The sequence below is a fragment of the Streptomyces sp. A1277 genome, from assembly GCF_004795015.1.
In the GTDB taxonomy this organism is placed as follows: Bacteria; Actinomycetota; Actinomycetes; order Streptomycetales; family Streptomycetaceae; genus Streptomyces.
The window spans coordinates 29,307-55,872 of sequence record NZ_SSBI01000055.1 but is presented as its reverse complement, the minus strand read 5'-3'; the positions used below and the strand labels follow the sequence as shown (position 1 = coordinate 55,872).

Below are 26,566 nucleotides of genomic sequence, written 5' to 3'. Positions count from 1 at the left end.
CGGGCCGGGTACGGGCCGGGTACGGGCCGGGTACGGGCCGGGTACGGGCCGGGTACGGGCCGGGTACGGGCCGGGTACGGGCCGGGTACGGGCCGGGTACGGGCCGGGTACGGGCCGGGTACGGGCCGGGTACGCCGAGCGGGCGGTGGCCGCGCTGAACGACTCGGCCCGCGTCACTCCCACTCCGGCGGCTCCTCGTCCCAGCCGAACTCGGAGTCGTCGGCGGGCGCGGGGGCCGGGGCCCCGGTGGCGGCGGGCGCGGGGGCCAGGGCGGGGGCAGGTGCGGGGGCAGGTGCGGGGGCAGGTGCGGGGGCAGGTGCGGCAGCCGGGGCGGGCACCCGGGCCGGGGCCGGGGCCGGGGCCTCGGGGGCCGGGGCCGGGGGTGCCTCCGTGGGGGCTGCGGCTTCCGCCTCGTCCGGCAGGCCCGCCAGGACCTCCAGCACGCCCTCCCCGTACGTCGCGAGCTTCTTCTCGCCCAGGCCGCTGATCCCGCCCAGCTCGCCGAGCGTCGAGGGGCGGACCGTCGCGATCTCGCGCAGGGTCGCGTCGTGGAAGATCACGTAGGCCGGGAGGCCCAGCTCCTTGGCCTGGGCGGCGCGCCAGGCGCGCAGGGCCTCGAAGACCGGGACGGCCGTCTCCGGGAGGTCGGCGGCCACGGCCGCCTTGCCCTTGCGCTCGCCCCGGGCGGACGACGAGCGGGAGGCCGTCGGCTTCTTCGGCTCCTTGCGGAGCTGGACCTCGCGCTGCCGGCCGAGGACGGTGGCGCTCTCCTCGGTGAGGACCAGCGTGCCGTACTCGCCCTCGACGGCCAGGAGGCCCTGGGCGAGGAGCTGGCGGACGACGCCGCGCCACTCCGCCTCGGCCAGCTCCTCGCCGATGCCGAAGACCGAGAGCTGGTCGTGGTCGAACTGGATGACCTTGGCCGTGCGGCGGCCGAGCAGGATGTCGATGATCTGGCCGGCGCCGAACTTCTGCCCGCGCTCCCGCTTCAGCCGCACCACCGTGGACAGCAGCTTCTGGGCGGCCACCGTGCCGTCCCAGGTCTCGGGCGGGGTGAGGCAGGTGTCGCAGTTGCCGCAGGAGGCGGCGGCGGGCTCCTGGCCGAAGTACGTCAGCAGCTGGGCGCGGCGGCACTGGGCGGTCTCGCACAAGGCCAGCATGGAGTCCAGGTGGGAGGCGGCCCGGCGGCGGAACGCCTCGTCGCCCTCACCGCCCTGGATGAGCTTGCGCTGCTGGACGACGTCCTGGAGGCCGTACGCCATCCAGGCCGTGGAGGGGGCGCCGTCGCGGCCGGCCCGGCCGGTCTCCTGGTAGTAGCCCTCGACGGACTTCGGCAGGTCCAGGTGGGCGACGAAGCGGACGTCCGGCTTGTCGATGCCCATGCCGAAGGCGATCGTCGCGACGACGACGAGGCCCTCCTCGCGCAGGAAGCGGGACTGGTGGACCGCGCGGGTCCCGGCGTCCAGGCCCGCGTGGTACGGGACGGCCTCGATGCCGTTGCGGCAGAGGTACTCGGCGGTCTTCTCCGTGGAGGCGCGGGAGAGGCAGTAGACGATGCCCGCGTCCCCGGCGTGCTCCTCCTTGAGGAAGGAGAGCAGCTGCTTCTTCGGGTCGGCCTTCCCCACGATCCGGTACTGGATGTTGGGCCGGTCGAAGCCGGCCACGAAGTGCCTGGCGTCGGGCATGCCGAGGCGCTGGGTGATCTCGCGGTGCGTGGCGCCGGTCGCGGTGGCCGTCAGGGCGATGCGCGGCACGTCGGGCCAGCGCTCGCCGAGTACGGACAGGGCGAGGTAGTCGGGGCGGAAGTCGTGGCCCCACTGGGCGACGCAGTGCGCCTCGTCGATGGCGAAGACGGAGATCTCGCCCCGGGAGAGCAGGGCGAGCGTGGCGTCCAGCCGCAGCCGCTCCGGGGCCAGGTAGAGCAGGTCCAGCTCGCCGGCCACGAACTGGGACTCCATCGAGCGGCGCTCGTCGAAGTCCTGCGTGGAGTTGATGAAGCCGGCCCGCACGCCGAGCGCGCGCAGCGCGTCCACCTGGTCCTGCATGAGGGCGATCAGCGGGGAGATCACGATGCCGGTGCCCCGGCGGACCAGGGCCGGGATCTGGTAGCAGAGGGACTTGCCGCCACCGGTCGGCATGAGCACGACGGCGTCCCCGCCGGCCACCACATGGTCGACCACCGCTTCCTGCTCGCCGCGGAACGCCTCGTAGCCGAAGACGCGGTGCAGGGTCCGCCGCGCCTCGCTCTCCGTCGCCCCGGCGGCCCCGCCCGTGGTCACTTCCGTGGTCATGCCCGTCACGCCCGTCCCGCTCATCGCTCTGTCCCCCGTACCGGTCCCGCTGCGTCCCAGCGCTCTCCCCTGCCACGATAGGCGCCGCCTACGACAACGCCGGACGGGCTTGACTTCCAAGCCCGTCCGGCGCCGTCCGACAACAGTTGCCGGCTACCTCACGAACACCCCGGCCTGGCTCGCCAGGTCCAGGAAGTACTGCGGGGCCACGCCCAGCACCACGGTGACGGCCACGCCGATCGCGATCGTGGTCATCGTCAGCGGGGACGGGACGGCGACCGTGGGGCCGTCCGCCTTCGGCTCGCTGAAGAACATCAGCACGATGACCCGGATGTAGAAGAACGCGGCGATCGCCGAGGAGATCACACCGACCACGACCAGGCCGCCCGCGCCGCCGTCCGCCGCCGCCTTGAACACCGCGAACTTGCCGGAGAAGCCCGAGGTGAGCGGGATGCCGGCGAAGGCCAGCAGGAACACCGCGAAGACCGCGGCGACCAGCGGCGAGCGCCGGCCGAGCCCGGCCCACTTCGACAGGTGCGTCGCCTCGCCGCCCGCGTCCCGCACCAGCGTGACGACGGCGAAGGCGCCGACCGTCACGAAGGAGTACGTGCCGAGGTAGAAGAGGACGGACGAGATGCCGTCGGGGGTGGCCGCGATGACACCGGCGAGGATGAACCCGGCGTGCGCGATCGAGGAGTACGCCAGCAGCCGCTTGATGTCGGTCTGGGTGATGGCGACGACCGCGCCGCCCACCATCGTGACGATCGCGATGCCCCACATGACCGGCCGCAGGTCCCAGGTGAGGCCCGGCAGCACCACGTACAGCAGGCGCAGCAGCGCGCCGAACGCGGCGACCTTCGTGGCCGCGGCCATGAAGCCGGTGACCGGGGTGGGGGCGCCCTGGTAGACGTCCGGGGTCCACATGTGGAACGGGACGGCGCCGACCTTGAAGAGCAGGCCGGTCAGGATCATCGCGCCACCGATGAGCAGCAGCGCGTCGTTGCCCATGGTGCCGGCGAGCGCCGGGTCGATCTTCTGGATGGAGCCGTCGACCACGGTGGCGATCTGGGCGTACGAGACGGAGCCCGCGTACCCGTAGAGGAGGGCGATCCCGAAGAGCAGGAACGCCGAGGAGAACGCGCCGAGCAGGAAGTACTTCACGGCCGCCTCCTGCGACATCAGCCGCTTGCGGCGGGCGACGGCGCACAGGAGGTAGAGCGGGAGGGAGAAGACCTCCAGGGCCACGAACAGCGTCAGCAGGTCGTTGGCCGCCGGGAAGACCAGCATGCCGGCCACCGAGAACAGGACGAGCGGGAAGACCTCGGTGGTGGTGAATCCGGCCCTGACCGCGGCCTTCTCGCTGTCGCTGCCGGGCACGGAGGCGGCCTGCGCCGCGAAGGAGTCCACCCTGTTGCCGTGCGACTCCGGGTCGAGCCGCCGTTCCGCGAAGGTGAAGACGGCGACCAGCGACGTCAGCAGGATGACGCCCTGGAGGAACAGGGCGGGTCCGTCGACGGCGATGGCGCCCATCGCGGCGATGTGCGCCTTGGTCGTCCCGTACCCGCCGGCCGCCAGGCCGACCACCGCGGCGAACGCGGCGACCAGGGCGACGACGGTCAGGAAGACCTGCGTGTAGTAGCGGGCCCGACGCGGCACGAATGCCTCGACGAGCACGCCGAGGACGGCGACGCCGATCACGATCAGGACCGGGGTCAGCTGGGTGTACTCGATGACCGGGGCCTTGAACTTCTCGTCCGGAGCGGCAGTTGTCACCCCGCTCGCCGTCGTCCACAGACTGTGGACAGCTGTTGCGCTCACTTGGCGGCCTCCACCTCGGGCTGGGGGTCCTTCTTCTGTACGTCCGACATGGTGTGCCGCACCGCCGGGTTGACGATGTCCGTCAGCGGCTTCGGGTAGACACCCAGGAAGAGCAGCAGCGCGATCAGCGGGACGACCACCGCGAGCTCACGGACCTTGAGGTCCGCCATGCCCTGCACCTCGGCCTTGACCGGTCCGGTCATGGTGCGCTGGTAGAGGACCAGGACGTAGATCGCGGCGAGCACGATGCCGGTGGTGGCGATGATGCCGGCCGCCGGATACGCGGCGAACGCGCCGACCAGGACCAGGAACTCGCTGACGAACGGGGCGAGCCCCGGCAGCGACAGCGTGGCCAGGCCGCCGATCAGGAAGGTGCCGGCCAGGACCGGGGCCACCTTCTGCACCCCGCCGTAGTCGGAGATGAGGCGCGAGCCGCGCCGGGTGATCAGGAAGCCCGCCACCAGCATCAGCGCGGCCGTCGAGATGCCGTGGTTGACCATGTACAGCGTCGCGCCCGACTGGCCCTGGCTGGTCATCGCGAAGATGCCCAGCACGATGAAGCCGAAGTGCGAGATGGACGCGTAGGCGATCAGCCGCTTGATGTCGCGCTGGCCGACCGCGAGCAGCGCCCCGTACACGATGCTGATCAGCGCCAGGACCAGGATCACCGGCGTCGCCCACTTGCTGGCCTCCGGGAAGAGCTGGAGGCAGAAGCGGAGCATCGCGAAGGTGCCGACCTTGTCCACGACGGCGGTGATCAGCACGGCGACCGGGGAGGTCGCCTCGCCCATGGCGTTGGGCAGCCAGGTGTGCAGCGGCCACAGCGGGGCCTTCACCGCGAAGGCGAAGAAGAACCCGAGGAACAACCACCGCTCGGTGCCGGTCGCCATGGAGAGCGAGCCGTTGGCGCGGGCCTCGGCGATCTCGGAGAGCGAGAACGAGCCCGCGACCACGTACAGGCCGATCACCGCGGCCAGCATGATGAGGCCGCCGACCAGGTTGTAGAGGAGGAACTTGACCGCGGCGTACGAGCGTTGCGCCGCCGCGTTCTCGTCGCTGCCGGAGTGCGCCCGGTCCCCGAAGCCGCCGATGAGGAAGTACATCGGGATGAGCATGGCTTCGAACAGGATGTAGAAGAGGAAGACGTCGGTGGCCTCGAAGGAGAGGATCACCATCGCTTCGACCATCAGGATCAGGGCGAAGAAGCCCTGGGTGGGCCGCCAGCGGGAGGACTGCGTCTCCAGGGGGTCGGCGTCGTGCCAGCCGGCCAGGATGACGAAGGGGATCAGCAGGGCGGTGAGTGCCATGAGCGCCAGGCCGATGCCGTCCACGCCCAGTTCGTAGCGGACGCCGAAGTCCTTGATCCAGGCGTGCGATTCGGTGAGCTGGAAGCGGTCGCCGCCGGGCTCGAAGCGGGCGAGCGCGATGCCCGCCAGGACGAGCGTGGCCAGCGAGAAGACCAGCGCCAGCCATTTGGCCGCGGTGCGCCGGGCCGCCGGGACGGCGGCGGTGGCGACCGCGCCGATCGCCGGGAGCGCCGCCGTCGCTGTCAGGAGGGGAAAGGACATGGGATCAGACCGCCCTCATCAGCAGGGTCGCGGCGATGAGAACCGCCGTACCGCCGAACATCGAGACCGCGTAGGAGCGGGCGTAGCCGTTCTGCAGTTTGCGCAGCCGGCCGGAGAGCCCGCCCATGGTGGCGGCCGTGCCGTTGACGACGCCGTCGACCAGGGTGTGGTCGACGTAGACCAGGGAGCGGGTCAGGTGCTCGCCGCCGCGGACCAGGACCACGTGGTTGAAGTCGTCCTGGAGGAGATCGCGGCGGGCGGCCCGGGTGAGCAGCGAGCCGCGCGGGGCGACCACGGGCACCGGCTTGCGGCCGTACATCGCCCAGGCGATGGCGACGCCGACGACGAGCACCACCATGGTGGCGGCGGTGACGGTGGTCGCGCCGACCGGGGCGTCCCCGTGGTCGTGGCCGGTGACGGGCTCCAGCCAGTGCAGGAAGCGGTCGCCGATGGAGAAGAAGCCGCCGGCGAAGACCGAGCCGAAGGCCAGGACGATCATGGGGATGGTCATGGACTTCGGGGACTCGTGCGGGTGGGGCTCCGCGTGCTCGCCGCGCGTCTCGGCGGCCGGCTCGACGTCCGGCGCGTCCGGGGACGGCGTCGGGGTGCGGCGCCAGCGCTCCTCGCCGAAGAACGTCAGCAGCATCACGCGCGTCATGTAGAACGCGGTGATCGCGGCGCCCAGCAGCGTCACGGCGCCGAGGATCCAGCCCTCGGTGCCGCCCTTGGCGAAGGCCGCCTCGATGATCTTGTCCTTGGAGAAGAAGCCGGACAGGCCGGGGAAGCCGATGATCGCGAGGTAGCCGAGCCCGAAGGTGACGAAGGTGACCGGCATGTACTTCCGCAGGCCACCGTACTTCCGCATGTCCACCTCGTCGTTCATGCCGTGCATGACCGAACCGGCGCCGAGGAAGAGCCCGGCCTTGAAGAAGCCGTGCGTCACCAGGTGCATGATCGCGAAGACGTAGCCGATCGGGCCGAGCCCGGCGGCCAGGATCATGTAGCCGATCTGCGACATGGTGGAACCGGCGAGGGCCTTCTTGATGTCGTCCTTCGCGCAACCGACGATCGCACCGAAGATCAGCGTGACCGCACCGACGACCACGACGACCAGCTGGGCGTCCGGGGCGGCGTTGAAGATGGCGCCGGAGCGGACGATGAGGTAGACGCCGGCGGTGACCATGGTGGCGGCGTGGATCAGGGCCGAGACCGGGGTCGGGCCCTCCATCGCGTCACCGAGCCAGGACTGCAGCGGCACCTGGGCGGACTTGCCGCAGGCGGCCAGCAGCAGCATCAGGCCGATCGCCGTCAGCTTGCCCTCGCCCGTCTGGCCGGTCGCCTCCAGGACGGGGCCGAAGGCGAACGTGCCGAACGTGGTGAACATCAGCATGATCGCGATCGACAGGCCCATGTCGCCGACCCGGTTGACCAGGAACGCCTTCTTCGCGGCGGTGGCCGCGCTGGGCTTGTGCTGCCAGAAGCCGATGAGCAGGTACGACGCCAGACCGACGCCCTCCCACCCGACGTACAGCAGCAGGTAGTTGTCGGCGATGACCAGGATCAGCATCGCCGCGAGGAACAGGTTCAGATAGCCGAAGAAGCGGCGCCGGCGCTCGTCGTGCTCCATGTAGCCGATCGAGTAGATGTGGATCAGCGTGCCCACACCGGTGATCAGCAGGACGAAGGTCATCGACAGCTGGTCGAGCTGGAAGGCCACGTCGGCCTGGAAGCCCTCGACCGGAATCCAGCTGAACAGCTTCTGGTGCAGCGCCCGGTCCTCGGCGCCCTTGCCGAGCATGTCGGTGAAGAGCACCACGGCCACGACGAACGAGGCGGCGGCGAGCACGGTGCCGATCCAGTGCCCGGCGCGGTCGAGGCGGCGGCCGCCGCAGAGCAGCACCGCCGCTCCGAGCAGGGGCGCCGCGACGAGCAGCGCAATCAGGTTCTCTGCGTTCATTGGGTCCAGCGCCCCTCTACAGCTTCATCAGGCTGGCGTCGTCGACCGAGGCCGAGTGGCGGGAACGGAACAGCGACACGATGATCGCGAGCCCGACCACGACCTCCGCGGCGGCGACGACCATCGTGAAGAAGGCGATGATCTGGCCGTCGAGGTTGCCGTGCATACGGGAGAAGGTGACGAACGCGAGGTTGCAGGCGTTGAGCATCAGCTCCACGCACATGAACACCACGATCGCGTTCCGCCGGATCAGCACCCCCGCCGCGCCGATGGTGAACAGCAGGGCGGCGAGATAGAGGTAGTTGACCGGGTTCACTTGGCGACCTCCTCTTCTTCGGTGTCCCGGCCGAGCCGCTCACCGGAGCGCTGCTCCAGTGCCTTGAGGCCGGCCAGTGATTCCTGGGACACGTCGCGCATCTGGCCGCGCTTGCGCAGCGTCCGCATGACGGTGAGCTCGGACGGGGTGCCGTCGGGGAGCAGGCCCGCGATGTCCACCGCGTTGTGCCGGGCGTAGACGCCGGGGGCGGGCAGCGGCGGGAGGTGGTTGCTCCGCACGCGCTCCTCGGACATCTCCCGCTGGGTCTTGGCCCGTTCGGTGCGCTCGCGGTGCGTGAGCACCATCGCGCCGACGGTCGCGGTGATCAGCAGGGCGCCGGTGATCTCGAAGGCGAAGACGTACTTGGTGAAGATGAGGCTGGCCAGCCCCTCCACGTTTCCGCCGTGCGCGGTGTTGGCGGTGCCCAGGCCGTTGAAGCTCTTCAGCGAGGCGTTGCCGATACCGGCGATCAGCAGGACGCCGAAGCCGATGCCGCATCCGGCGGCCAGCCAGCGCTGGCCCTTGATGGTCTCCTTCAGCGAGTCCGCCGCCGTGACGCCGACGAGCATGACCACGAAGAGGAACAGCATCATGATCGCGCCGGTGTAGACGACGATCTGCACGATGCCGAGGAAGTAGGCGCCGTTGGCGAGGTAGAAGACCGCAAGGATGATCATCGTCCCGGCGAGGCTCAGCGCGCTGTGCACGGCCCTCTTCATCAGCACGGTGGACAGGGCGCCGATCACGGCGACCGTGCCGAGCACCCAGAACTGGAAGGCCTCGCCGGTCGAGGTCTGCGAGGCCGCTGCGGCCAGGCCGGTCATGCGTCCACCTCCTGCGCGGCGCCGTTGTTCTCGCCGGCCTCGTCGGACGGCTTCTCGCCCTTGGAGACGGCGAGCCGGCGCTCCGTACCGGGGGCCGCCTCGGTGACCAGGCCCCGGTAGTAGTCCTGTTCGTCCATGCCGGGGAAGATCGCGTGCGGGCTGTCGACCATGCCTTCCTCCAGGCCCGCGAGCAGCTCGTCCTTGGTGTAGATGAGGCTCTCGCGGGTGGTGTTGGCGAGCTCGAACTCGTTGGTCATCGTGAGCGCCCGGGTCGGGCACGCCTCGATGCACAGTCCGCAGAGGATGCAGCGCGCGTAGTTGATCTGGTAGACGCGGCCGTAGCGCTCGCCCGGGGAGTAGCGCTCCTCCTCGGTGTTGTCCGCGCCCTCCACGTAGATCGCGTCGGCCGGACACGCCCAGGCGCACAGCTCGCAGCCGACGCACTTCTCCAGCCCGTCCGGATGGCGGTTGAGCTGGTGGCGGCCGTGGAAGCGGGGCGCCGTCACCTTCGGCGTCTCCGGATACTGCTCGGTGAGCCGCTTCTTGAACATGGCCTTGAAGGTCACGCCGAAGCCGGCCACCGGATTCAGGAACTTGTCCTCCGAGGACTGGGAGGACTGCGACGCCGTCGACCCCGTCGGCCCGGTGGACTCCGCCGGCCTCTTGGACCCCGGCGAATCAGGCAGTTCAGACACCGTCGGCCTCCTTTCCGTCACTCGGATTTCCGTCACTCGGATTTCCGTCACTCTGAGTATCCACGCCACCACTGACAACGAGCTCCCGCTCGCGGCGCGGCCTGCGCCGCGGCACGGGCGGCAGGGTCTGTCCGGGCAGCGGCGGCACCGGGAATCCGCCCGCCATCGGGTCGAACGCCGGTTCCGGGCCCGCCTCGGCGGCCGCGGCCTTCTCCTTCTTGTCGCGGAAGATGTCGACCACGAAGGAGATCAGCAGGACCGCGATCACGGCCCCGGCCACATAGAGCAGGATCTTCGAGAAGTCGTGGCCCTCGTTGCGCAGCGCGCGTACCGTCGCGACCAGCATCAGCCAGACGACGGAGACCGGGATCAGGACCTTCCAGCCGAGCTTCATCAGCTGGTCGTAGCGGACGCGGGGCAGCGTGCCGCGCAGCCAGATGAAGAAGAACAGCAGCAGCTGGACCTTGACGATGAACCAGAGCATCGGCCACCAGCCGTGGTTCGCGCCCTCCCAGAAGGTGCTGATCGGCCACGGGGCCCGCCAGCCGCCCAGGAACAGGGTCGTGGAGACCGCCGAGACGGTGACCATGTTGACGTACTCGGCGAGCATGAACATCGCGAACTTGATGGACGAGTACTCGGTGTTGAAGCCGCCGACCAGGTCGCCCTCGGACTCCGGCATGTCGAACGGGGCGCGGTTGGTCTCGCCGACCATCGTGACGATGTAGATGATGAAGGAGACCGGCAGCAGGATGATGAACCAGCGGTCCTGCTGCGCCTCCACGATCTTCGAGGTCGACATCGACCCGGAGTAGAGGAAGACCGAGGCGAACGCGGCGCCCATCGCGATCTCGTACGAGATCATCTGCGCGCAGGAGCGGAGTCCGCCGAGCAGCGGGTACGTCGATCCGGAGGACCAGCCGGCGAGCACGATGCCGTAGATCCCGACCGAGGCCACCGCGAGGATGTACAGCATCGCGATCGGCAGGTCGGTGAGCTGCATCGCCGTGCGGTGGCCGAAGATCGAGACCTCGTTGCCGGACGGGCCGAAGGGGATCACCGCGATCGCCATGAACGCCGGGACCGCGGCGATGATCGGGGCGAGGACGTAGACGACCTTGTCGGCCCGCTTGACGATGACGTCTTCCTTCAGCATCAGCTTGATGCCGTCGGCGAGCGACTGGAGCATGCCCCAGGGGCCGTGCCGGTTGGGGCCGATGCGCAGCTGCATCCAGGCGACGACCTTGCGCTCCCACACGATGGAGAAGAGCACGGTCACCATCAGGAACGCGAAGCAGAAGACGGCCTTGACGACGACGAGCCACCAGGGGTCGTTGCCGAACATCGACAGGTCCTCGGCGGCGAGCACCGCGCCCTGCGGTGCCGCGGCCAGTTGAGCGAAGGCGGTCACGCCCGCACCTCCGGTGTGACGTCGGGAGTACCGGCAGCGGCGGGGCCGATCCGGACCAGGCCGCCGGGACGGGCCCCGGTCATGGCCGGCACGCCCCGCCCGGCCGAGTTCAGCGGCACCCAGACCACGCGGTCCGGCATGTCGGCGACCCGGAGCGGGAGTTCCACGCTGCCCGCGGGGCCGGACACCGCCAGCAGGTCGCCGTCCTTGACCCCGGTCTCCGCGGCCGTGGCGGCCGACAGCCGGGCCACCGCCTCGTGCCGGGTCCCGGCGAGCGCGGTGTCGCCCTCCTGGAGGCGGCCCAGGTCGAGCAGCATGCGGTGGCCGGCGAGGATCGCCTCGCCGTTGGCGGGCCGGGGCAGCGGCTGCGCGGAGACGCGCGGCTCGTCCGCGTACCCGCCCTGCCAGCCGCCGAGGCGGTCCAGCTCGCGGCGGGCGGCCCGGAGGTCCGGCAGCGCGAAGTGCACGTCGAGCGCGTCGGCCAGCATGTGCAGGACGCGGGCGTCGCCCGGGGCGAGGTTGCGCGTCATCTGGTCGGGCTTCAGCGCGGCCTCGAACATCCGCGCCCGGCCCTCCCAGTTGAGGAAGGTGCCGGACTTCTCGGCCACCGCGGCGACCGGGAACACCACGTCGGCGCGGTCGGTGACCTCGCTCGGCCGCAGCTCCAGGGAGACCAGGAAGCCGACCCGGTCCAGGGCCTCCAGGGCCCGCGCCGGGTCCGGCAGGTCCTCGGTCCCGACGCCGGCGACGACCAGCGCGCCCAGCTCACCGGTGGCCGCGGCCTCGATGATCCGGCCGGTGTCGCGGCCGAAGCGGGAAGGGAGTTCGGCGACGCCCCAGGCGGCGGCGACCTCGTCGCGGGCGCGCGGGTCGGTGGCCGGACGGCCGCCGGGCAGCAGCGACGGGAGCGCGCCCGCCTCCACCGCACCGCGTTCGCCCGCCCGGCGCGGGATCCACACCAGCCGGGCCCCGGTCGCGGTCGCGGCCCGGACCGCCGCGGTCAGCCCGCCGGGCACCCCGGCCAGCCGCTCGCCGACCACGATCAGCGCGCCCTCACCGCGCAGCGCCTCGGCCGCGACGGCGCCCTCGCCCTCCAGCCCGACGCCGCCCGCGATGGCGTCCAGCCATTCGGTTTCGGTGCCGGGTGCGGCGGGAAGCAGCGCGCCGCCGGCCTTCACCAGGCCCCGGGTGGCGTGCGAGGCGATGGAGAAGGTGCGCTGGCCGTTCTTGCGGTGGGCCTTGCGCAGCCGCAGGAAGACGCCGGGTGCCTCCTCCTCCGACTCGAACCCGACCAGCAGTACGGTCGGCGCCTTCTCCAGGGAGGTGTACGTGACCCCGGACCCGTCCAGGTCCTTGCCGCGCCCCGCGACGCGCGAGGCCAGGAAGTCGGCCTCCTCGTCGCTGTGGACCCGGGCGCGGAAGTCGATGTCGTTGGTGTTCAGGGCGATCCGGGCGAACTTGCTGTACGCGTAGGCGTCCTCGACGGTCAGCCGGCCGCCGGTGAGGACACCGGTCCTGCCGCGTGCGGCGGACAGCCCCTCGGCCGCGACGGACAGCGCCTCGGGCCAGCTCGCCGGTTCCAGCTCGCCCGACTCGCCCCGTACGAGCGGGGTGGTGAGGCGGTCGCGCTGCTGGGCGTAGCGGAAGCCGAAGCGGCCCTTGTCGCAGAGCCACTCCTCGTTGACCTCGGGGTCGTTGGCCGCGAGGCGGCGCATGACCTTGCCGCGCCGGTGGTCGGTGCGGGTGGCGCAGCCGCCGGCGCAGTGCTCGCACACCGAGGGCGTCGACACCAGGTCGAAGGGGCGGGAGCGGAACCGGTACGCCGCCGAGGTCAGCGCCCCGACCGGGCAGATCTGGATGGTGTTGCCGGAGAAGTACGACTGGAAGGGGTCGCCCTCGCCGGTGCCGACCTGCTGGAGCGCGCCGCGCTCGATCAGCTCGATCATCGGGTCGCCCGCCACCTGGTTGGAGAACCGGGTGCAGCGCGCGCACAGCACGCACCGCTCGCGGTCCAGCAGCACCTGGGTGGAGATCGGCACGGGCTTCTCGTACGTCCGCTTCTTGCCGTCGAAGCGGGAGTCCGCGTCGCCGTGCGACATCGCCTGGTTCTGGAGGGGGCACTCGCCACCCTTGTCGCAGACCGGGCAGTCCAGTGGGTGGTTGATGAGCAGCAGTTCCATCACGCCGCGCTGCGCCTTGTCGGCGACGGGCGAGGTGATCTGCGACTTGACGACCATGCCGTCGGTGCAGGTGATGGTGCAGGACGCCATCGGCTTGCGCTGGCCCTCGACCTCGACGATGCACTGGCGGCAGGCGCCGGCCGGGTCGAGGAGGGGGTGGTCGCAGAAGCGCGGGATCTCGATGCCGAGGAGTTCGGCGGCGCGGATGACCAGGGTGCCCTTGGGCACGCTGATCTCGATGCCGTCGATGGTCAGCGTGACCAGGTCCTCGGGCGGGATCGCCGCTTCGCCGCCCCCGGAGGGCGCACTCGTGGTGACTGTCATGCGTTCACCCCCTGGGATGCGTTCTTGTCGTCGGCCCAGAGGGTCGATTTGGCGGGATCGAAGGGGCAGCCCTTGCCGGTGATGTGCTGCTCGTACTCCTCGCGGAAGTACTTCAGCGAGGAGAAGATCGGCGAGGCGGCGCCGTCACCGAGGGCGCAGAACGACTTGCCGTTGATGTTGTCGGCGATGTCGTTGAGCTTGTCGAGGTCGGACATCTGCCCCTTGCCGGCCTCGATGTCACGGAGCAACTGGACGAGCCAGTAGGTGCCTTCGCGGCAGGGTGTGCACTTGCCGCAGGACTCGTGGGCGTAGAACTCGGTCCAGCGGGTGACGGCCCGCACCACGCAGGTCGTCTCGTCGAAGCACTGGAGCGCCTTGGTGCCCAGCATGGAGCCGGCCGCGCCGACGCCCTCGTAGTCGAGGGGCACGTCGAGGTGTTCCTCGGTGAACATCGGGGTGGAGGAGCCGCCCGGGGTCCAGAACTTGAGGCGGTGGCCGGGGCGCATACCGCCGCTCATGTCGAGGAGCTGGCGCAGCGTGATGCCGAGCGGCGCCTCGTACTGGCCGGGGCCGACGACATGGCCGCTGAGCGAGTAGAGCGTGAAGCCCGGGGACTTCTCGCTGCCCATCGACTTGAACCAGTCCTTGCCCTTGTTCAGGATCGCGGGAACCGAGGCGATGGACTCGACGTTGTTCACCACGGTGGGGCAGGCGTACAGACCGGCGATGGCGGGGAAGGGGGGCCGCAGCCGGGGCTGGCCGCGGCGTCCTTCGAGCGAGTCGAGGAGTGCGGTCTCCTCACCGCAGATGTACGCGCCGGCGCCCGCGTGCACGGTGAGCTCCAGGTCGAGCCCGGAGCCCATGATGTCCGTGCCGAGGTAGCCCGCCTCGTACGCCTCGCGGACGGCCTCGTGCAGCCGGCGCAGTACGGGGACGACCTCGCCGCGCAGGTAGATGAAGGCGTGCGAGCAGCGGATCGCGTAGCTGGCGATCACGATGCCCTCGATGAGGCTGTGCGGGTTGGCGAAGAGGAGCGGGATGTCCTTGCAGGTCCCCGGCTCCGACTCGTCGGCGTTGACAACTAGGTAGTGGGGCTTGCCGTCGCCCTGCGGGATGAACTGCCACTTCATCCCGGTGGGGAAGCCTGCGCCGCCGCGCCCGCGCAGACCGGAGTCCTTGACGTACGCGATGAGGTCGTCCGGGGACATGGCGAGGGCCTTGCGCAGTCCCTCGTAGCCCTCGTGGCGGCGGTAGGTGTCCAGGGTCCAGGATTCCGGCTGGTCCCAGAAGGCGGACAGGACGGGCGCGAGCAGCTTCTCGGGGCTGGTCCCGTTCTGGTCGAGTTCGGTGGCCAACGTCATCACTCCCCCTCCTCGGCGGCGGGTCCTGCCGGGTTGTCCGGGTCGGATGCCGAGGTCTGCTGCGGCGCGTCGTGGGAGCTGAGGTGCTCGGCGCCCTTCTGCGGTTCGTCGCGCGGGGCCTCGCCGCGCGGGCCCACCACGCGGGGCTGCGGCCCGGCCTCGCCCTTGGCGAGCTTGAGGCCGATCAGCGAGGCGGGGCCCGCGCCGCCGGTGGCCGCGACGGCGCCGGGGCGCTCGTCGGGGAAGCCGGCCAGGATGCGGGCGGTCTCCTTGTACGTGCACAGCGGGGCGCCGCGGGTGGGCTCGACGGTGCGGCCGGCGATCAGGTCGTCGACGAGCCGGGTCGCGCTCTCGGGGGTCTGGTTGTCGAAGAACTCCCAGTTGACCATCACGACGGGCGCGAAGTCGCAGGCGGCGTTGCACTCGATGTGTTCGAGCGTCACCTTGCCGTCCCGGGTCGTCTCGTCGTTGCCGACGCCGAGGTGCTCCTTGAGCCGGTCGAAGATCGCGTCGCCGCCCATCACCGCGCAGAGCGTGTTGGTGCAGACGCCGACCTGGTAGTCGCCGCTCGGCTTGCGCCGGTACATCGTGTAGAAGGTGGCGACCGCGGTGACCTCGGCGGTGGTGAGGCCGAGCAGTTCGGCGCAGAACGCCATGCCCGTACGGGAGACGTACCCCTCCTCGGACTGCACGAGGTGCAGCAGCGGCAGGAGCGCGGAGCGGCTGCCGGGGTAGCGGGCGATCACCTCCTTCGCATCCGCTTCGAGCCTGGCGCGCACCTCGGCCGGGTAGGCGGGGGCGGGGAGCTGCGGCATCCCCAGACTGACTTCGGTACGTGCTTCGGTCACCGGTCGACGCCTCCCATCACGGGGTCGATGGATGCGACGGCGACGATGACGTCGGCGACCTGGCCGCCCTCGCACATCGCCGCCATGGCCTGGAGGTTGGTGAAGGACGGGTCGCGGAAGTGGACCCGGTAGGGGCGGGTTCCGCCGTCCGAGACGACGTGCACGCCGAGTTCGCCCTTGGGGGACTCGACGGCGGTGTACGCCTGTCCGACGGGGACCCGGAAGCCCTCGGTCACCAGCTTGAAGTGGTGGATCAGGGCCTCCATGGAGGTGCCCATGATCTTCTTGATGTGGTCCAGCGAGTTGCCGAGGCCGTCCGGTCCGAGCGCGAGCTGCGCGGGCCAGGCGATCTTCTTGTCACCGACCATGACCGGTCCGGGTTCGAGCCGGTCGATGCACTGCTCGATGATCCGCAGCGACTGGCGCATCTCCTCCAGGCGGATGAGGAAGCGCCCGTAGGCGTCGCAGCTGTCCGCGGTGGGGACGTCGAACTCGTAGGTCTCGTAACCGCAGTACGGGTCCGTCTTGCGCAGGTCGTGCGGGAGGCCCGCCGAGCGCAGGATCGGGCCGGTGGCGCCGAGCGCCATGCAGCCGGTGAGGTCGAGGTAGCCGACGTCCTGCATGCGGGCCTTGAAGATGGGGTTGCCGGTGGCGAGCGCGTCGTACTCCGGCAGGTTCTTCTTCATGGTCTTCACGAACTCGCGCAGCTGGTCGACCGCGCCCGGGGGCAGGTCCTGGGCGAGGCCGCCGGGGCGGACGAACGCGTGGTTCATGCGCAGGCCGGTGATCAGCTCGAAGAGGTCGAGGACGAGCTCGCGGTCGCGGAAGCCGTAGATCATGATCGTCGTGGCGCCGAGCTCCATGCCGCCGGTGGCGATGCACACCAGGTGCGAGGAGAGCCGGTTGAGCTCCATCAGGAGCACGCGCAGGACGGTGGCCCGGTCGGGGATCTGGTCCTCGATGCCGAGGAGCTTCTCGACGCCGAGGCAGTACGCCGTCTCGTTGAAGAACGGCGTCAGGTAGTCCATGCGCGTGACGAAGGTGGTGCCCTGCGTCCAGCTGCGGAATTCGAGGTTCTTCTCGATGCCGGTGTGGAGGTAGCCGATGCCGCAGCGGGCCTCGGTGACGGTCTCGCCGTCGATCTCCAGGATGAGCCGGAGCACGCCGTGCGTGGACGGGTGCTGGGGGCCCATGTTGACGATGATGCGCTCGTCGTCGGACGCGGCGGCGTTCTCGACGATCTCGTCCCAGTCGCCGCCGGTGACCGTATATACAGTCCCCTCGGTCGTGGCGCGGGGCGTTGCACGGGGAGTGGTCATCAGGAGTACGACCTCCGCTGGTCCGGAGCCGGGATCTGGGCGCCCTTGTACTCGACGGCGATGCCGCCGAGCGGGTAGTCCTTGCGCTGCGGGAAGCCCTGCCAGTCGTCCGGCATCATGATCCGGGTGAGGGCGGGGTGCCCGTCGAAGACGAGCCCGAAGAAGTCGTACGCCTCGCGCTCGTGCCAGTCGTTGGTCGGGTAGACCGGGACCAGGGACGGCAGGTGGCGGTCGTCGTCCGGCGTGGAGACCTCCAGCCGGATGAGCCGGCCGTGGGTGAGCGAGCGCAGGTGGTAGACGGCGTGCAGCTCGCGGCCCTTGTCGCCGGGGAAGTGGACGCCGCTCACCCCCGTACAGAGCTCGAAGCGCAGGGCCGGGTCGTCGCGCAGGGTCCCGGCGACGGTGACCAGGTGCTCGCGGGCGATGTGGAAGGTGAGTTCGCCGCGGTCCACGACGGTCTTCTCGATGGCGTTCTCGGGGACGAGGCCCTGTTCCTCCAGGGCGCCTTCGAGCTCGTCGGCGACCTCGTCGAACCAGCCGCCGTAGGGGCGCGAGGAGGCGCCGGGCAGGGCGACGGTGCGGATGAGCCCGCCGTAGCCGGAGGTGTCGCCGCCGTTGTTGGCGCCGAACATGCCCCTGCGTACGCCGATGACCTCGCCGTGCTCGTCGCGCGGGGCGGGGACGGCGGAGCCGTTGTGCTCGTCGCTCATCGCAGCAGCCCCTTCATCTCGATCAGGGGCAGTGCGCTCAGGGCCGCTTCCTCCGCCTCGCGGGCGGCCTCCTGCGCGTTGACCCCGAGCTTGGAGCCCTGGATCTTCTGGTGCAGCTTGAGGATCGCGTCCATCAGCATCTCGGGCCGCGGCGGGCAGCCCGGCAAATAAATATCAACCGGGACAATATGATCAACACCCTGAACAATGGCGTAATTGTTGAACATTCCGCCCGATGACGCGCAGACGCCCATGGAGATGACCCACTTGGGGTTCGGCATCTGGTCGTAGACCTGCCGCAGGACGGGCGCCATCTTCTGGCTCACCCGCCCGGCCACGATCATCAGGTCCGCCTGCCGCGGCGAGCCGCGGAAGACCTCCATGCCGAACCGGGCCAGGTCGTAGCGGCCCGCCCCGGTGGTCATCATCTCGATGGCGCAGCAGGCGAGGCCGAAGGTCGCCGGGAAGACGGAGGACTTCCGCACCCAGCCGGCCGCCTGCTCGACGGTGGTCAGAACGAAGCCGCTCGGCAGCTTCTCTTCGAGTCCCATGGTGTGCCCCTCAGCCCCTCAGTCCCATTCCAGGCCGCCGCGACGCCACACATACGCGTAGGCGACGAAGACGGTGAGCACGAAGAGCAGCATCTCCACGAGCCCGAAGATCCCCAGGGCGTCGAAGGTGACCGCCCAGGGATAGAGGAAGACGATCTCGATGTCGAAGACGATGAAGAGCATCGCCGTCAGGTAGTACTTGATGGGGAAGCGGCCGCCTCCGGCCGGAGTGGGTGTCGGTTCGATACCGCACTCGTACGCTTCGAGCTTTGCCCGGTTGTACCGCTTGGGGCCGATAAGCGTGGCCATGACCACGGAGAAGATCGCAAACCCTGCCCCGAGGGCGCCGAGCACGAGGATGGGCGCGTAGGCATTCACGCTCCTCGCTCCTTCCAGTCGTCCTTGACCGTTGGACCGCATCGGGCGACCTGGCTCGCCACCTCATCAAGATCGTGCACATGTGAGGCAGTTCACAAGCCCGACTGCCCCGCATCCTATGCCCGCCGTCCTGTGATCTGCGACACGGGGTACGACAACGTCTTTGTGATCTCCACCACCTGACGAACGATCATGAAGTCGGATGAGCGGTGATCTTCGTACACGAAGCGGCCGAGTGATCACGAGACGTGACATCTGCTGCCGTTGCCGCTGGTCAAAGGGGTGTCGCTCTATCAAGCCGCGGCGCTGTGCGCAAAATTGGCGGTGGACGCGATGGGGTGATAAAGGGATCTGCCCCACTCTGCGACCGGCCGGGGACCGAGGGGGTCACTCGCGCGAGGGTTCACGTGGAACGAAGTGGACGCACTCCGGCATACGCACCTTTTCGCGCGAATCGACCCCTTCGCGCCCCGAGTTCGGCGCCCGCCCCGGCACCCGACCCGGCGGCCGCGCCCCTCCGGTCGCGCGGAGCGCTCGTCTGCCCGTCACGACGAGACCATGCCGTGACCTGCGTCACTCCCCAGCGGCCGCTGGACAAGCGGGCTTGGCCAACCTTGTTGGCGGATGGTAAGTGACGGGCAATTCGGGCGTATTGCAGAAAACCCGTGATCACAGCCATGATCGCGAGTGCCCGTTTTGCCCGTTACGGCGTCAATAAAGGCCGTCAGAAAGCGGATTCACAGATTCCGAACGTAACTGTGTCGCAACACACGTTTCTTGATGGATCCCGGGAGCCCTGATAGCGCTAGTACCCATGTCCCACACCGCTCTCATACCCAGCCACCGGAAGCCCCGCCGAAACGCCTCGAAGACGGCGCTGCGGGCCGGAGTTGCCGGTGGCGTCCTCAGCACCATCGCGGTCGCGGGTGCCGCCGGTCCGGCCCAGGCCGAGCCGGTGACCCAGACGATCGAGATGCCCACCATCACGGCGGGCCTCTCCACCACCGTCGCGGCCTCCGCCGCGGCCACGCAGCAGGTCGCCCTGGACCTGGAGACGCAGGCCCACGAGGACGCGGCGGCCACCAGCGCCGCCAAGGACGCCAAGAAGGCCAAGGCCGAGGCCGTCCGCAAGGCCGAGGCCAAGAAGAAGGCCGAAGCCGCCGCCGCCAAGGCCAAGGCGGAGGCCGCCGAGCGCGCCTCCCGCGCCGCCGCGCGCACCACCCTGCAGACCACCACCACCGGCACCTCGTCGTCCGGCTCCACCACGGCGGCCACCACGACGTCGTACTCCACCCACGCCACCGGCTCCGCGGCCTCCATCGTCGCGTTCGCACAGGCGCAGGTCGGCGACGCGTACGTGCCCGGCGGCACCGGCCCCAACTCGTGGGACTGCTCCGGCCTGGTCCAGGCCGCCTTCCGCACGGTGGGCATCGACCTGCCGCGCGTCTCGCAGAGCCAGTCGACCGCCGGCACCCAGGTCTCGCTGAGCAACCTCCAGCCGGGCGACATCCTGTACTGGGGCAGCGCGGGCAGCGCGTACCACGTCGGGATCTACGTGGGCGGCGGCCAGTTCGTCGGTGCGCAGAACTCCTCCACCGGTGTGGTGCAGCGCCCGCTGAGCTACGACATGCCGACCGGCGCGGTCCGCGTCCTCTGAGCCGCTTAGGCTACGTTCACGGATTCACAAGCGCCTCGGCGCACTTCGAAGGGCCGTCGTTCCCCCGCTCGGGAGCGGCGGCCCTTCGGCGTTTCCCGCAGCACCCGCCCCTGGCCCGCTTCCAGCGGAGTCACGGAAAGGCGCCACCACCCCGCCGGTCGCCACGGACATCGCGAACCTGCCGGACACCGGCCGCATGCGCTTGTGAAGCGGGGCGAACAGCGCCCGCCCGTACCACTTACTGAGCGCCGACCCCAGTCGCTCGTCCCGACCCGCTCCCGTGAAGGCACTCCCATTGATCAGAGACTCATGAGGCTCTGATCAATAGGCGTAGGCCCTCATCAGCAGGGTTCCTACGTCGTGTCCTTCAGGGGGAGGGATGACCTCGGCTTTGGGGTTCGAGTACCCGGAAGAGGCCAGAAGCCTCGACCATTCCTCCGGGCTGTAGTCCCACCTTGTTACTGCCCTGGCCCCTCTCAGAGCGCCGGCAGGCTGAGTGCCGGCCGTTGGGGGCCTGTGGGAGACGGCCAGTACGCCACCAGGGGAAAGCCTCCTGCGGATCAGAGGAAGAAGCTGTTCGGGGTCCGTGAACCAGACGGGCCCGAAGATGGACAGGACCACATCGAAGGAGCCCTCGGTGTGCGTCAGGTAGTCGGTCACCTCTGCCGTGTGAGACGACCTCCATGCAGAACCTTTCCTCATGGTGCAACTCCTCTCGTCTCCGAGGGGAGTTGCCACAGTCCGTGCGGTGTTACTTCCCGCTGTTGGCGCTGTCCGTGCACCCGGCGTGACACGGTAGGCGACGGCCTGAACGGCCATGCCGCGCATCTGACGACCCAGGCGCTCATCCCGTCGTACGTGGTGCGCCTCCGGCACACGGCCCCGGTTCGACCAGGACGAACCAGACCGTCTTGGCGCGCCCTGCCCGCCCGCCGCGCGTCGTGGTCCCCCAACGATCGGTCAGGCTCTCCACGATGAGGAGCCCGCGTCCTCTCTCCGCATCCGGCGCGGTCCCCGGCTTCGGCAGCCGGTTCGGCTCGTCGTCGGTCACGTAGACCATCACCTGGCGCCGGTTCACCGTCACGTCGACCCGGATGCGCGCCGACTCCGTATGGCAGTGCGCATTGGACACCACCTCGCTCACGCACAACCGGGCGTCGTCGACCAGCCCGGGGTGCTCGGTAGTCCGCAGCAGCGTCCCCACGAAGTCCCGCGCGACACGGGGCGCCGTGGGGCTGTTCGGTGCGACGAGCCGGTAGCGCTCGCCGCGCTGGGGGAGGTACGGGACGGGCGGGGACGGAACGGATACGGAGGTCATGACGCGGTCTCCCTACGTGAGCGGGTCTCCGGGTACGCCGGCCTGTTCCGGTGAGCCGTGGCATCGGCCGGTCCCGGGCAAGGTGAACTCGCCTGTGGAGGGCTGCACTTCGGGACACCGAGCCGTTGCCGGCCAGCAGGGATGAACGTAGGGGACATGTATGCACCGGTACAAGGATGACCCCGGCGATTCACACGCAGGGGTGAGCCCGTCGCACACCCCCGAGAGGCCCTGCGAGACTGCATACGCGACAGGAGAAGGTGACATGCCACCAAGGGACAACCCGACCGCACGCCAGGCCCGCTTGGGCAGCGAGTTGCGCAAACTCCGCGAACGCGCGGGCAGAACCGCCCGCGAAGCAGCCGGGCTCATCTCCACCGACCAGGCCAGGATCAGTCACATCGAGGCCGGTCGCAGTGGTATCGGCGAAGAACGGATTCGCCGGCTGGCGAGCTTCTACGCGTGCGACGACGAAGCGCTGATCGAGGCGTTGTGCGTGATATCCCGCGAGCACCGGGGCCAGTTCTGGTGGGACGAGTACCGGGGCACACTCGCTCCCGGCTTCCTGAACATCGCGGAACTCGAACACCACGCGAGCCACATGCGGTGCCTCCAGTCCATGACGCTGCCCGGACTGCTCCAGACTCCGGAGTACGCCCGAGCCCTGTTCGAGGGAGTACTCCCCGCGCTGCCCGAGGACGAGGTGGAGGCGCGGGTCGAACACCGCATGCGCAGGCAGTCGGTGCTTGACCGCGACAAGCCGCCCGCGTTCGAGGCGATCGTGCACGAGGCGAGCCTGCGCATGCGGGTCGGCGGCCGCAAGGTTGCCCGCGATCAGCTCGAACACCTGCTGGAGGCAACGGACCGGCCGAATGTGACGGTACGGGTGATCGCCTTCGCGAGCGAACAGTTCATCGAGGTCACGCAGACCGTGCTGTACGCGGGCGGAGTCGTGCCCCAGCTCGACACCGTGCACATCGACGCACCGTTCGGGGGCGTACAGCTGGATGCCGCCGCCGATCTCCACCGGTATCGGATGCAGCTCGACATCGCCCGGCAGGCATGCCTGACACCCGAGGAGTCACGCAGCTTCATTCACCACATCGCAAGGGACCTGTGATAATCCGCAGCATGAACACAGAGATCGAGTGGCAGAAGTCGTCCTTCTCCGGGGGCGGCGGGGAGCAGTGCGTCGAGGTGGCCCAGCAAGCCGGGCAGATCCTGATGCGCGAGAGCGACGATCCCGATGCGGTGACCACCACGAGCCGGGCCAAGTTCGCCGCGTTCATCGAAGGCGTCAAGGCGGGCGAGTTCGACCACTTCGCCCAGTAAGGGCCTCCAGCCGCAGCATCCACGTGAGCCCCCGCCCGACGGCGGGGGGCTCACGCACGTTTCGAGAACATACATGCCCCGGGGCATGGTTGCGCCGCACGGACCGGTGACACTACCGTCACCGTACGTCGCCGCCGCGGCCGAGCGCATCGCTCGACCGTGCTGAGCGATGCGTCAACGCCCCCCGAGTTCAAGCCTGTTGAAGGCCACGCCTCGATCGGACGGTCGACCTTGCGTACATCACCCCGAGCCACTTCCGTGAAGGCACTCGTAGCGCACGGCTTCCGGTTCGAAGTGCTCCGGTACGGCCCCGCCACCGGATTCGTGCCGGAACCCGTCGACCTCCGCATCTTGCCCGGCCCCCGCGACACGATCCCGATCATCCGCGTACAGCGCCGTACGAGCCACGTCCTGGGGCTGACACCTCGCGAGACGACAAGGGCTCTCCACTGGGTTGACCAGGGCGGCTGGGTGTAGGCTGTCGAGCGCCCTCCACCTGCACGGAAGACGGCAGGCGGAGGGCGTTCGCATGGGGCGGCGCAACTTAGGGACGTCCTACTGTTGCGCCGCGCGGGTCGGTGACACCACCGTCACCGTACGTCGCGACTCAGCCGGGCGCATCACTCGACCGCGCTCGCGTTGTCGCAGCTTCCCTTTGCCTCAAGCCTTTTGAAGACTTGGTCCCGCCCGCCTCACTGGCACGCCTCGACCGGACGGTCGAACTCGTGTACGTCCACCCGATCTACTCCCGTGAAGGCACTCTCACTCTCATTGACCAGAAACTCATGAGGTACTGATCAATAGGCGTATGCCCTCATCAGCAGGGTTCCTACGTCTTGTCCTTCAGGGGGAGGGATGACCTCGGCTTTGGGGTTCGCGTACCCGGAAGAGGCCAGAAGCCTCGACCATTCCTCCGGGCTGTAGTCCCACCTTGTTACTGCCCTGGCCTCTCTCAGAGCGCCGGCAGGCTGAGTGCCGGCCGTTGGGGGCTTGTGGGAGAAGGCCAGTACGCCACCAGGGGAAAGTCTCTTGTGGATCAGAGGAAGAAGCTGTTCGGGGTCCGTGAACCAGACGGGCCCGAAGATGGACAGGACCACATCGAAGGAGCCCTCGGTGTGGGTCAGGTAGTCGGTCACCTCTGCCGTGTGGAAGGTCAGGCCGGGGAGGCGGCCCCATCGGGCCACGGCCTTCTTGTGCTGGCTGGGTGCGATGTCCACGCCGGTGCAGTCGGCCCCGAGTGTCGTGAGGTGGGCCAGGTTGCAGCCCGTACCGCAGCCCAGTTCCAGAACGGTCAGGCCCTGCAACTCTCCGAGGATCGATTCATCGGGCCCGTGGTCGGGGTACTGCGTCCAGTTCAACCACGTCGCGGCCCCGGAAGCGTTGGTTTCCCTCCGTGGCATCCGCCCTTGGGCGTACCGCTCCCAGGCTTCGACGACCTCCATGCACAACCTTTCCTCATGGTGACAACTCCCCTCGTCTCCGAGGGAAGTTGTCACAGTCCGTGCGGTGTTACTTCCCGCTGTTGGGGCTGTCCGTGCACCCGGCGTGACACTGGGAGCAGTCGGCGGCGTCCTTCATGGTCCACAGCTCCGGGTCGATCTCGAAGCCGGTGGCCCTGATGGTCTTGGTTGTGTCCCCCAGTGCGGGCGGCCCCTGCGTGCCCTCTCCGGGCAGGTGCGGAACGTGGTGGATGTAGCGTCCCGCGTGCTGGTCGCAGAACGCCATGTAGTTCATCGAGTCGAGCACGAACGAGTGGACACCCAGATCCACGGCAGGGGAGGGCCCCATGCGGGTCTCGGGGCGCTCTGCCGAGGTCACCAAGTAGGCGACGGCCTGGCCGAAGGTGCGCTCAGCGAGGCCACGCTCCATGGCGTGGTCCCGCATGATGAGTCGGACTTCCCGGTCCCACACCTGGGTGGGGACGCAGTTCCGAGGGTCTCGGACCTGTACCACAGTTGCCATCAGTGGTTCCCTTCACGTGGTCGTGCTCGGGTGATGGAGGCGCGGGGTCTCAGAGGGCGGGGCTACTCTCGCAGTCTCACCAGTGCTGTCATACCGTCGCGCCTCCGGTAATTCGTGGCGGGATAGATGATCCCCGAGTTACGGAGCGATCCGACGAGATATTCACGTTGTTGATTAAAGATCACCTGCGGCAGTCTTCGGCCCAGGCTTCCAGACGCTCCCTGGCGCCATCCCCGAAAAGGGCGTATCCCTCGTACGAGGTGAAACGAATAATCAGGTCCTGGACATCCCGGTTGTCACGGAAAACAATGGCACCTAGATCCAGTTCAGCCGTCGCCAAAGTCTCATCATAGATGGTGAACGTATTCAAGGCCCCGGAAGTGAAGTGAACTCCCATCGGGATGACGCCCAGTTGAATGTTCGGCTGGCGAGTGAAGGATGCGAGCCGGTCTATCTGCATGGCCAACTCGTGAGGGGAAACGAGTGGGTATCTAACAGCTTGCTCGGTGAGGATGAACGTGAACTTTTTGGACCGATCAAACAGAACTTTCTGTCGGTCCAGTTTCATTGCTACGGCTTTGTCCTGCTGCTCCGGGGATGCCTGGCTCAGACTGGCGCGAACGTATTCAGGCGTGGCGAGGAGTCCGGTAACCATGGAGAGAAGGAAGTACCGAAACCTTCTGGAGGACGCCTCAAGTCCGGCCAGTTGCAACTGCTTCTTGTCCAAGCCCTTCCTTCGGAGCGCCCTCCCGTCCTGCCACTCTGTTTGAGCGATTCGGGCTATAGCCATCGCTTCGGCCGAAACAGCTGGGGAAGCGTCAAGGCCCCGAAGGATCTGTTCAACATCCAGGAGGGATGGACGTCCCTTGTTGCTCTCAATTCGGCTGATCTTGGATTGAGACATGTTGCAACGCGCGGCAAGCCGGACCCCTGAGAGTCCGGCTTGCTTTCGAAGGTGCTTGAGCATGGCCGCGAGTTCACGTCCCGACCGGTCCAGCTCATCAGGCTCGATAGCCACCGCTGACGTACTCCCTGAACGGCACGGATTCCGCGAGGGCGATCCTCTGGTAATCGATGTACGGTGCCGGGTCGCCCTCGTACAGCTCCCGACTGATCTGCGTGCCGTCATCCGCGTAGTTCATGAGGACCACTTCCGACCTATCGAACAGCCAGAAGTCTTGAATCCCCTCAAGGGGGTTGGGGTGATCGGTCACGTCCAGGATTCGGATGTCATCCCCGGCTTGCGAGTGAACCTCGTAGTACATGAACTCGAAGCGGAGATAGTCCGTGAGCGGCTGCCTGACGATGTGAACGCGCCCCTTGGAGCGCCCCTCCACCCTGATCTTCTTCAAGCCCTCTGTGTAGCCGGAACAGTAGTTCCGAGGGTCGATTCGCTGCCCTGCCAGGAAGTCCCGGATATCTCCGTCCTCACCCGGAACCCGGTACCAGGGAAGCGTTTCAAGCCGCCATGCTTCTTGTTTGAAGCCCTGAACCTTGGCGGCCCAATCCTCACCATCCAAGAGCACGAACAGCCTCCCTCAGGACACTCTCAGGGATGCGAACGAGACCTTCACCGGCCGGAGGCTGGAAGGTGGGGTCAGCGTCTCCCTGAACCACGATGGAGCCGTCGAAGGCTCGGTAGACGTTCGGGCAGTCGTCGTTGTTGCAGTTCCCGTTCCCGTTGCCGGTGAGTCGGGTCAGTTCCTCGCGAGCCATAGCTACGAACCCCCTGCCGGTGGCCCCCAG

Annotated in this window: 25 protein-coding genes and 1 pseudogene; 3 read left to right on the top strand and 23 right to left on the bottom strand. The window is 68.8% G+C overall.

All coding sequences use genetic code 11. The annotated features are described in order from the left end of the window. From E6R18_RS29335 to E6R18_RS29260, 16 genes and pseudogenes are all read right to left on the bottom strand, one after another. Window positions 1-183: pseudogene (locus E6R18_RS29335) on the bottom strand (hypothetical protein); the annotation flags it as partial. After that, window positions 174-2,291, bottom strand: a complete 2,118-nt coding sequence (gene recQ, locus E6R18_RS29330; RefSeq protein ID WP_136319904.1) for a DNA helicase RecQ — start codon at window positions 2,289-2,291, stop codon at window positions 174-176. The pseudogene E6R18_RS29335 and the gene recQ, both read right to left, overlap by 10 nt. A 153-nt stretch (window positions 2,292-2,444) precedes the next feature. Further along, window positions 2,445-4,109: an NADH-quinone oxidoreductase subunit NuoN gene (nuoN, locus tag E6R18_RS29325; protein ID WP_136319903.1), complete on the bottom strand. Its 1,665-nt coding sequence runs from the start codon at window positions 4,107-4,109 to the stop codon at window positions 2,445-2,447. After that, on the bottom strand, window positions 4,106-5,677 hold the full coding sequence (locus E6R18_RS29320) for an NADH-quinone oxidoreductase subunit M (protein ID WP_136319902.1): 1,572 nt from the start codon (window positions 5,675-5,677) through the stop codon (window positions 4,106-4,108). Before E6R18_RS29320 ends, nuoN begins: the two co-directional genes overlap by 4 nt. A 4-nt stretch (window positions 5,678-5,681) precedes the next feature. Continuing rightward, window positions 5,682-7,634, bottom strand: coding sequence for an NADH-quinone oxidoreductase subunit L (nuoL, locus tag E6R18_RS29315; protein ID WP_136319901.1), 1,953 nt, complete (start codon window positions 7,632-7,634; stop codon window positions 5,682-5,684). Window positions 7,635-7,650: 16 nt separating this feature from the next. Continuing rightward, window positions 7,651-7,950 carry an NADH-quinone oxidoreductase subunit NuoK gene (gene nuoK / locus E6R18_RS29310; protein WP_018101339.1) on the bottom strand — a complete coding sequence of 100 codons (300 nt, stop codon included), beginning with the start codon at window positions 7,948-7,950 and terminating at the stop codon, window positions 7,651-7,653. Continuing rightward, complete coding sequence (locus tag E6R18_RS29305; protein WP_136319900.1) at window positions 7,947-8,774, bottom strand: NADH-quinone oxidoreductase subunit J; 828 nt, start codon at window positions 8,772-8,774, stop codon at window positions 7,947-7,949. Before E6R18_RS29305 ends, nuoK begins: the two co-directional genes overlap by 4 nt. Further along, window positions 8,771-9,469 (bottom strand): NADH-quinone oxidoreductase subunit NuoI, encoded by a 699-nt coding sequence (gene nuoI / locus E6R18_RS29300; protein ID WP_136319899.1) that lies wholly within the window; start codon window positions 9,467-9,469, stop codon window positions 8,771-8,773. The genes E6R18_RS29305 and nuoI overlap by 4 nt, the downstream gene beginning before the upstream one ends. Beyond that, window positions 9,462-10,880, bottom strand: a complete 1,419-nt coding sequence (gene nuoH / locus E6R18_RS29295; protein WP_136319898.1) for an NADH-quinone oxidoreductase subunit NuoH — start codon at window positions 10,878-10,880, stop codon at window positions 9,462-9,464. Before nuoH ends, nuoI begins: the two co-directional genes overlap by 8 nt. Continuing rightward, window positions 10,877-13,384 carry an NADH-quinone oxidoreductase subunit G gene (locus E6R18_RS29290; protein ID WP_136319897.1) on the bottom strand — a complete coding sequence of 836 codons (2,508 nt, stop codon included), beginning with the start codon at window positions 13,382-13,384 and terminating at the stop codon, window positions 10,877-10,879. The genes nuoH and E6R18_RS29290 overlap by 4 nt, the downstream gene beginning before the upstream one ends. Next, window positions 13,381-14,745 (bottom strand): NADH-quinone oxidoreductase subunit NuoF, encoded by a 1,365-nt coding sequence (gene nuoF, locus E6R18_RS29285; RefSeq protein WP_136319896.1) that lies wholly within the window; start codon window positions 14,743-14,745, stop codon window positions 13,381-13,383. Before nuoF ends, E6R18_RS29290 begins: the two co-directional genes overlap by 4 nt. Further along, window positions 14,745-15,560, bottom strand: a complete 816-nt coding sequence (gene nuoE, locus E6R18_RS29280; protein ID WP_136319907.1) for an NADH-quinone oxidoreductase subunit NuoE — start codon at window positions 15,558-15,560, stop codon at window positions 14,745-14,747. Before nuoE ends, nuoF begins: the two co-directional genes overlap by 1 nt. A 29-nt stretch (window positions 15,561-15,589) precedes the next feature. Then, window positions 15,590-16,912 carry an NADH-quinone oxidoreductase subunit D gene (locus tag E6R18_RS29275; RefSeq protein ID WP_136319895.1) on the bottom strand — a complete coding sequence of 441 codons (1,323 nt, stop codon included), beginning with the start codon at window positions 16,910-16,912 and terminating at the stop codon, window positions 15,590-15,592. Then, window positions 16,912-17,622 (bottom strand): NADH-quinone oxidoreductase subunit C, encoded by a 711-nt coding sequence (locus tag E6R18_RS29270; protein WP_136319894.1) that lies wholly within the window; start codon window positions 17,620-17,622, stop codon window positions 16,912-16,914. The genes E6R18_RS29275 and E6R18_RS29270 overlap by 1 nt, the downstream gene beginning before the upstream one ends. Then, window positions 17,619-18,173, bottom strand: coding sequence for an NADH-quinone oxidoreductase subunit B (locus tag E6R18_RS29265; protein WP_136319893.1), 555 nt, complete (start codon window positions 18,171-18,173; stop codon window positions 17,619-17,621). Before E6R18_RS29265 ends, E6R18_RS29270 begins: the two co-directional genes overlap by 4 nt. A gap of 18 nt (window positions 18,174-18,191) precedes the next feature. Beyond that, window positions 18,192-18,551, bottom strand: coding sequence for an NADH-quinone oxidoreductase subunit A (locus E6R18_RS29260; RefSeq protein WP_003992243.1), 360 nt, complete (start codon window positions 18,549-18,551; stop codon window positions 18,192-18,194). A gap of 814 nt (window positions 18,552-19,365) precedes the next feature. On the opposite strand from E6R18_RS29260, the gene E6R18_RS29255 reads away from it, so the two are divergent. After that, a complete protein-coding gene (locus tag E6R18_RS29255; protein ID WP_136319892.1) occupies window positions 19,366-20,208 on the top strand; it encodes a C40 family peptidase in 843 nt (280 codons plus the stop codon). A 321-nt stretch (window positions 20,209-20,529) separates the two neighbouring features. Here the strand turns inward: E6R18_RS29255 and E6R18_RS29250 are convergent, their stop codons facing one another. Further along, entirely contained in the window at window positions 20,530-20,868 is a 339-nt protein-coding gene (locus E6R18_RS29250; RefSeq protein WP_240799893.1) for a methyltransferase domain-containing protein, read from the bottom strand. Window positions 20,869-21,052: 184 nt separating this feature from the next. After that, on the bottom strand, window positions 21,053-21,526 hold the full coding sequence (locus tag E6R18_RS29245; RefSeq protein ID WP_136319891.1) for an ATP-binding protein: 474 nt from the start codon (window positions 21,524-21,526) through the stop codon (window positions 21,053-21,055). A gap of 265 nt (window positions 21,527-21,791) precedes the next feature. Between E6R18_RS29245 and E6R18_RS29240 the strand changes: the two genes are divergently transcribed. Next, window positions 21,792-22,646 carry a helix-turn-helix transcriptional regulator gene (locus E6R18_RS29240; protein WP_136319890.1) on the top strand — a complete coding sequence of 285 codons (855 nt, stop codon included), beginning with the start codon at window positions 21,792-21,794 and terminating at the stop codon, window positions 22,644-22,646. Window positions 22,647-22,657: 11 nt separating this feature from the next. After that, entirely contained in the window at window positions 22,658-22,858 is a 201-nt protein-coding gene (locus E6R18_RS29235; RefSeq protein ID WP_136201643.1) for a DUF397 domain-containing protein, read from the top strand. A 797-nt stretch (window positions 22,859-23,655) separates the two neighbouring features. Here the strand turns inward: E6R18_RS29235 and E6R18_RS29230 are convergent. The 5 genes from E6R18_RS29230 to E6R18_RS35120 all read right to left on the bottom strand — a co-directional run bounded on the left by E6R18_RS29230 (window position 23,656) and on the right by E6R18_RS35120 (window position 26,536). Continuing rightward, on the bottom strand, window positions 23,656-24,300 hold the full coding sequence (locus E6R18_RS29230) for a class I SAM-dependent methyltransferase (RefSeq protein ID WP_136319889.1): 645 nt from the start codon (window positions 24,298-24,300) through the stop codon (window positions 23,656-23,658). A gap of 67 nt (window positions 24,301-24,367) precedes the next feature. Next, complete coding sequence (locus tag E6R18_RS29225; protein WP_136319888.1) at window positions 24,368-24,820, bottom strand: hypothetical protein; 453 nt, start codon at window positions 24,818-24,820, stop codon at window positions 24,368-24,370. Window positions 24,821-25,001: 181 nt separating this feature from the next. Then, complete coding sequence (locus tag E6R18_RS29220) at window positions 25,002-25,838, bottom strand: Scr1 family TA system antitoxin-like transcriptional regulator (protein WP_136319887.1); 837 nt, start codon at window positions 25,836-25,838, stop codon at window positions 25,002-25,004. Continuing rightward, a complete protein-coding gene (locus E6R18_RS29215; RefSeq protein ID WP_136319886.1) occupies window positions 25,822-26,346 on the bottom strand; it encodes a DUF6879 family protein in 525 nt (174 codons plus the stop codon). Before E6R18_RS29215 ends, E6R18_RS29220 begins: the two co-directional genes overlap by 17 nt. Continuing rightward, window positions 26,330-26,536 (bottom strand): hypothetical protein, encoded by a 207-nt coding sequence (locus tag E6R18_RS35120; RefSeq protein ID WP_136319885.1) that lies wholly within the window; start codon window positions 26,534-26,536, stop codon window positions 26,330-26,332. The genes E6R18_RS29215 and E6R18_RS35120 overlap by 17 nt, the downstream gene beginning before the upstream one ends. Window positions 26,537-26,566 lie beyond the last annotated feature (30 nt).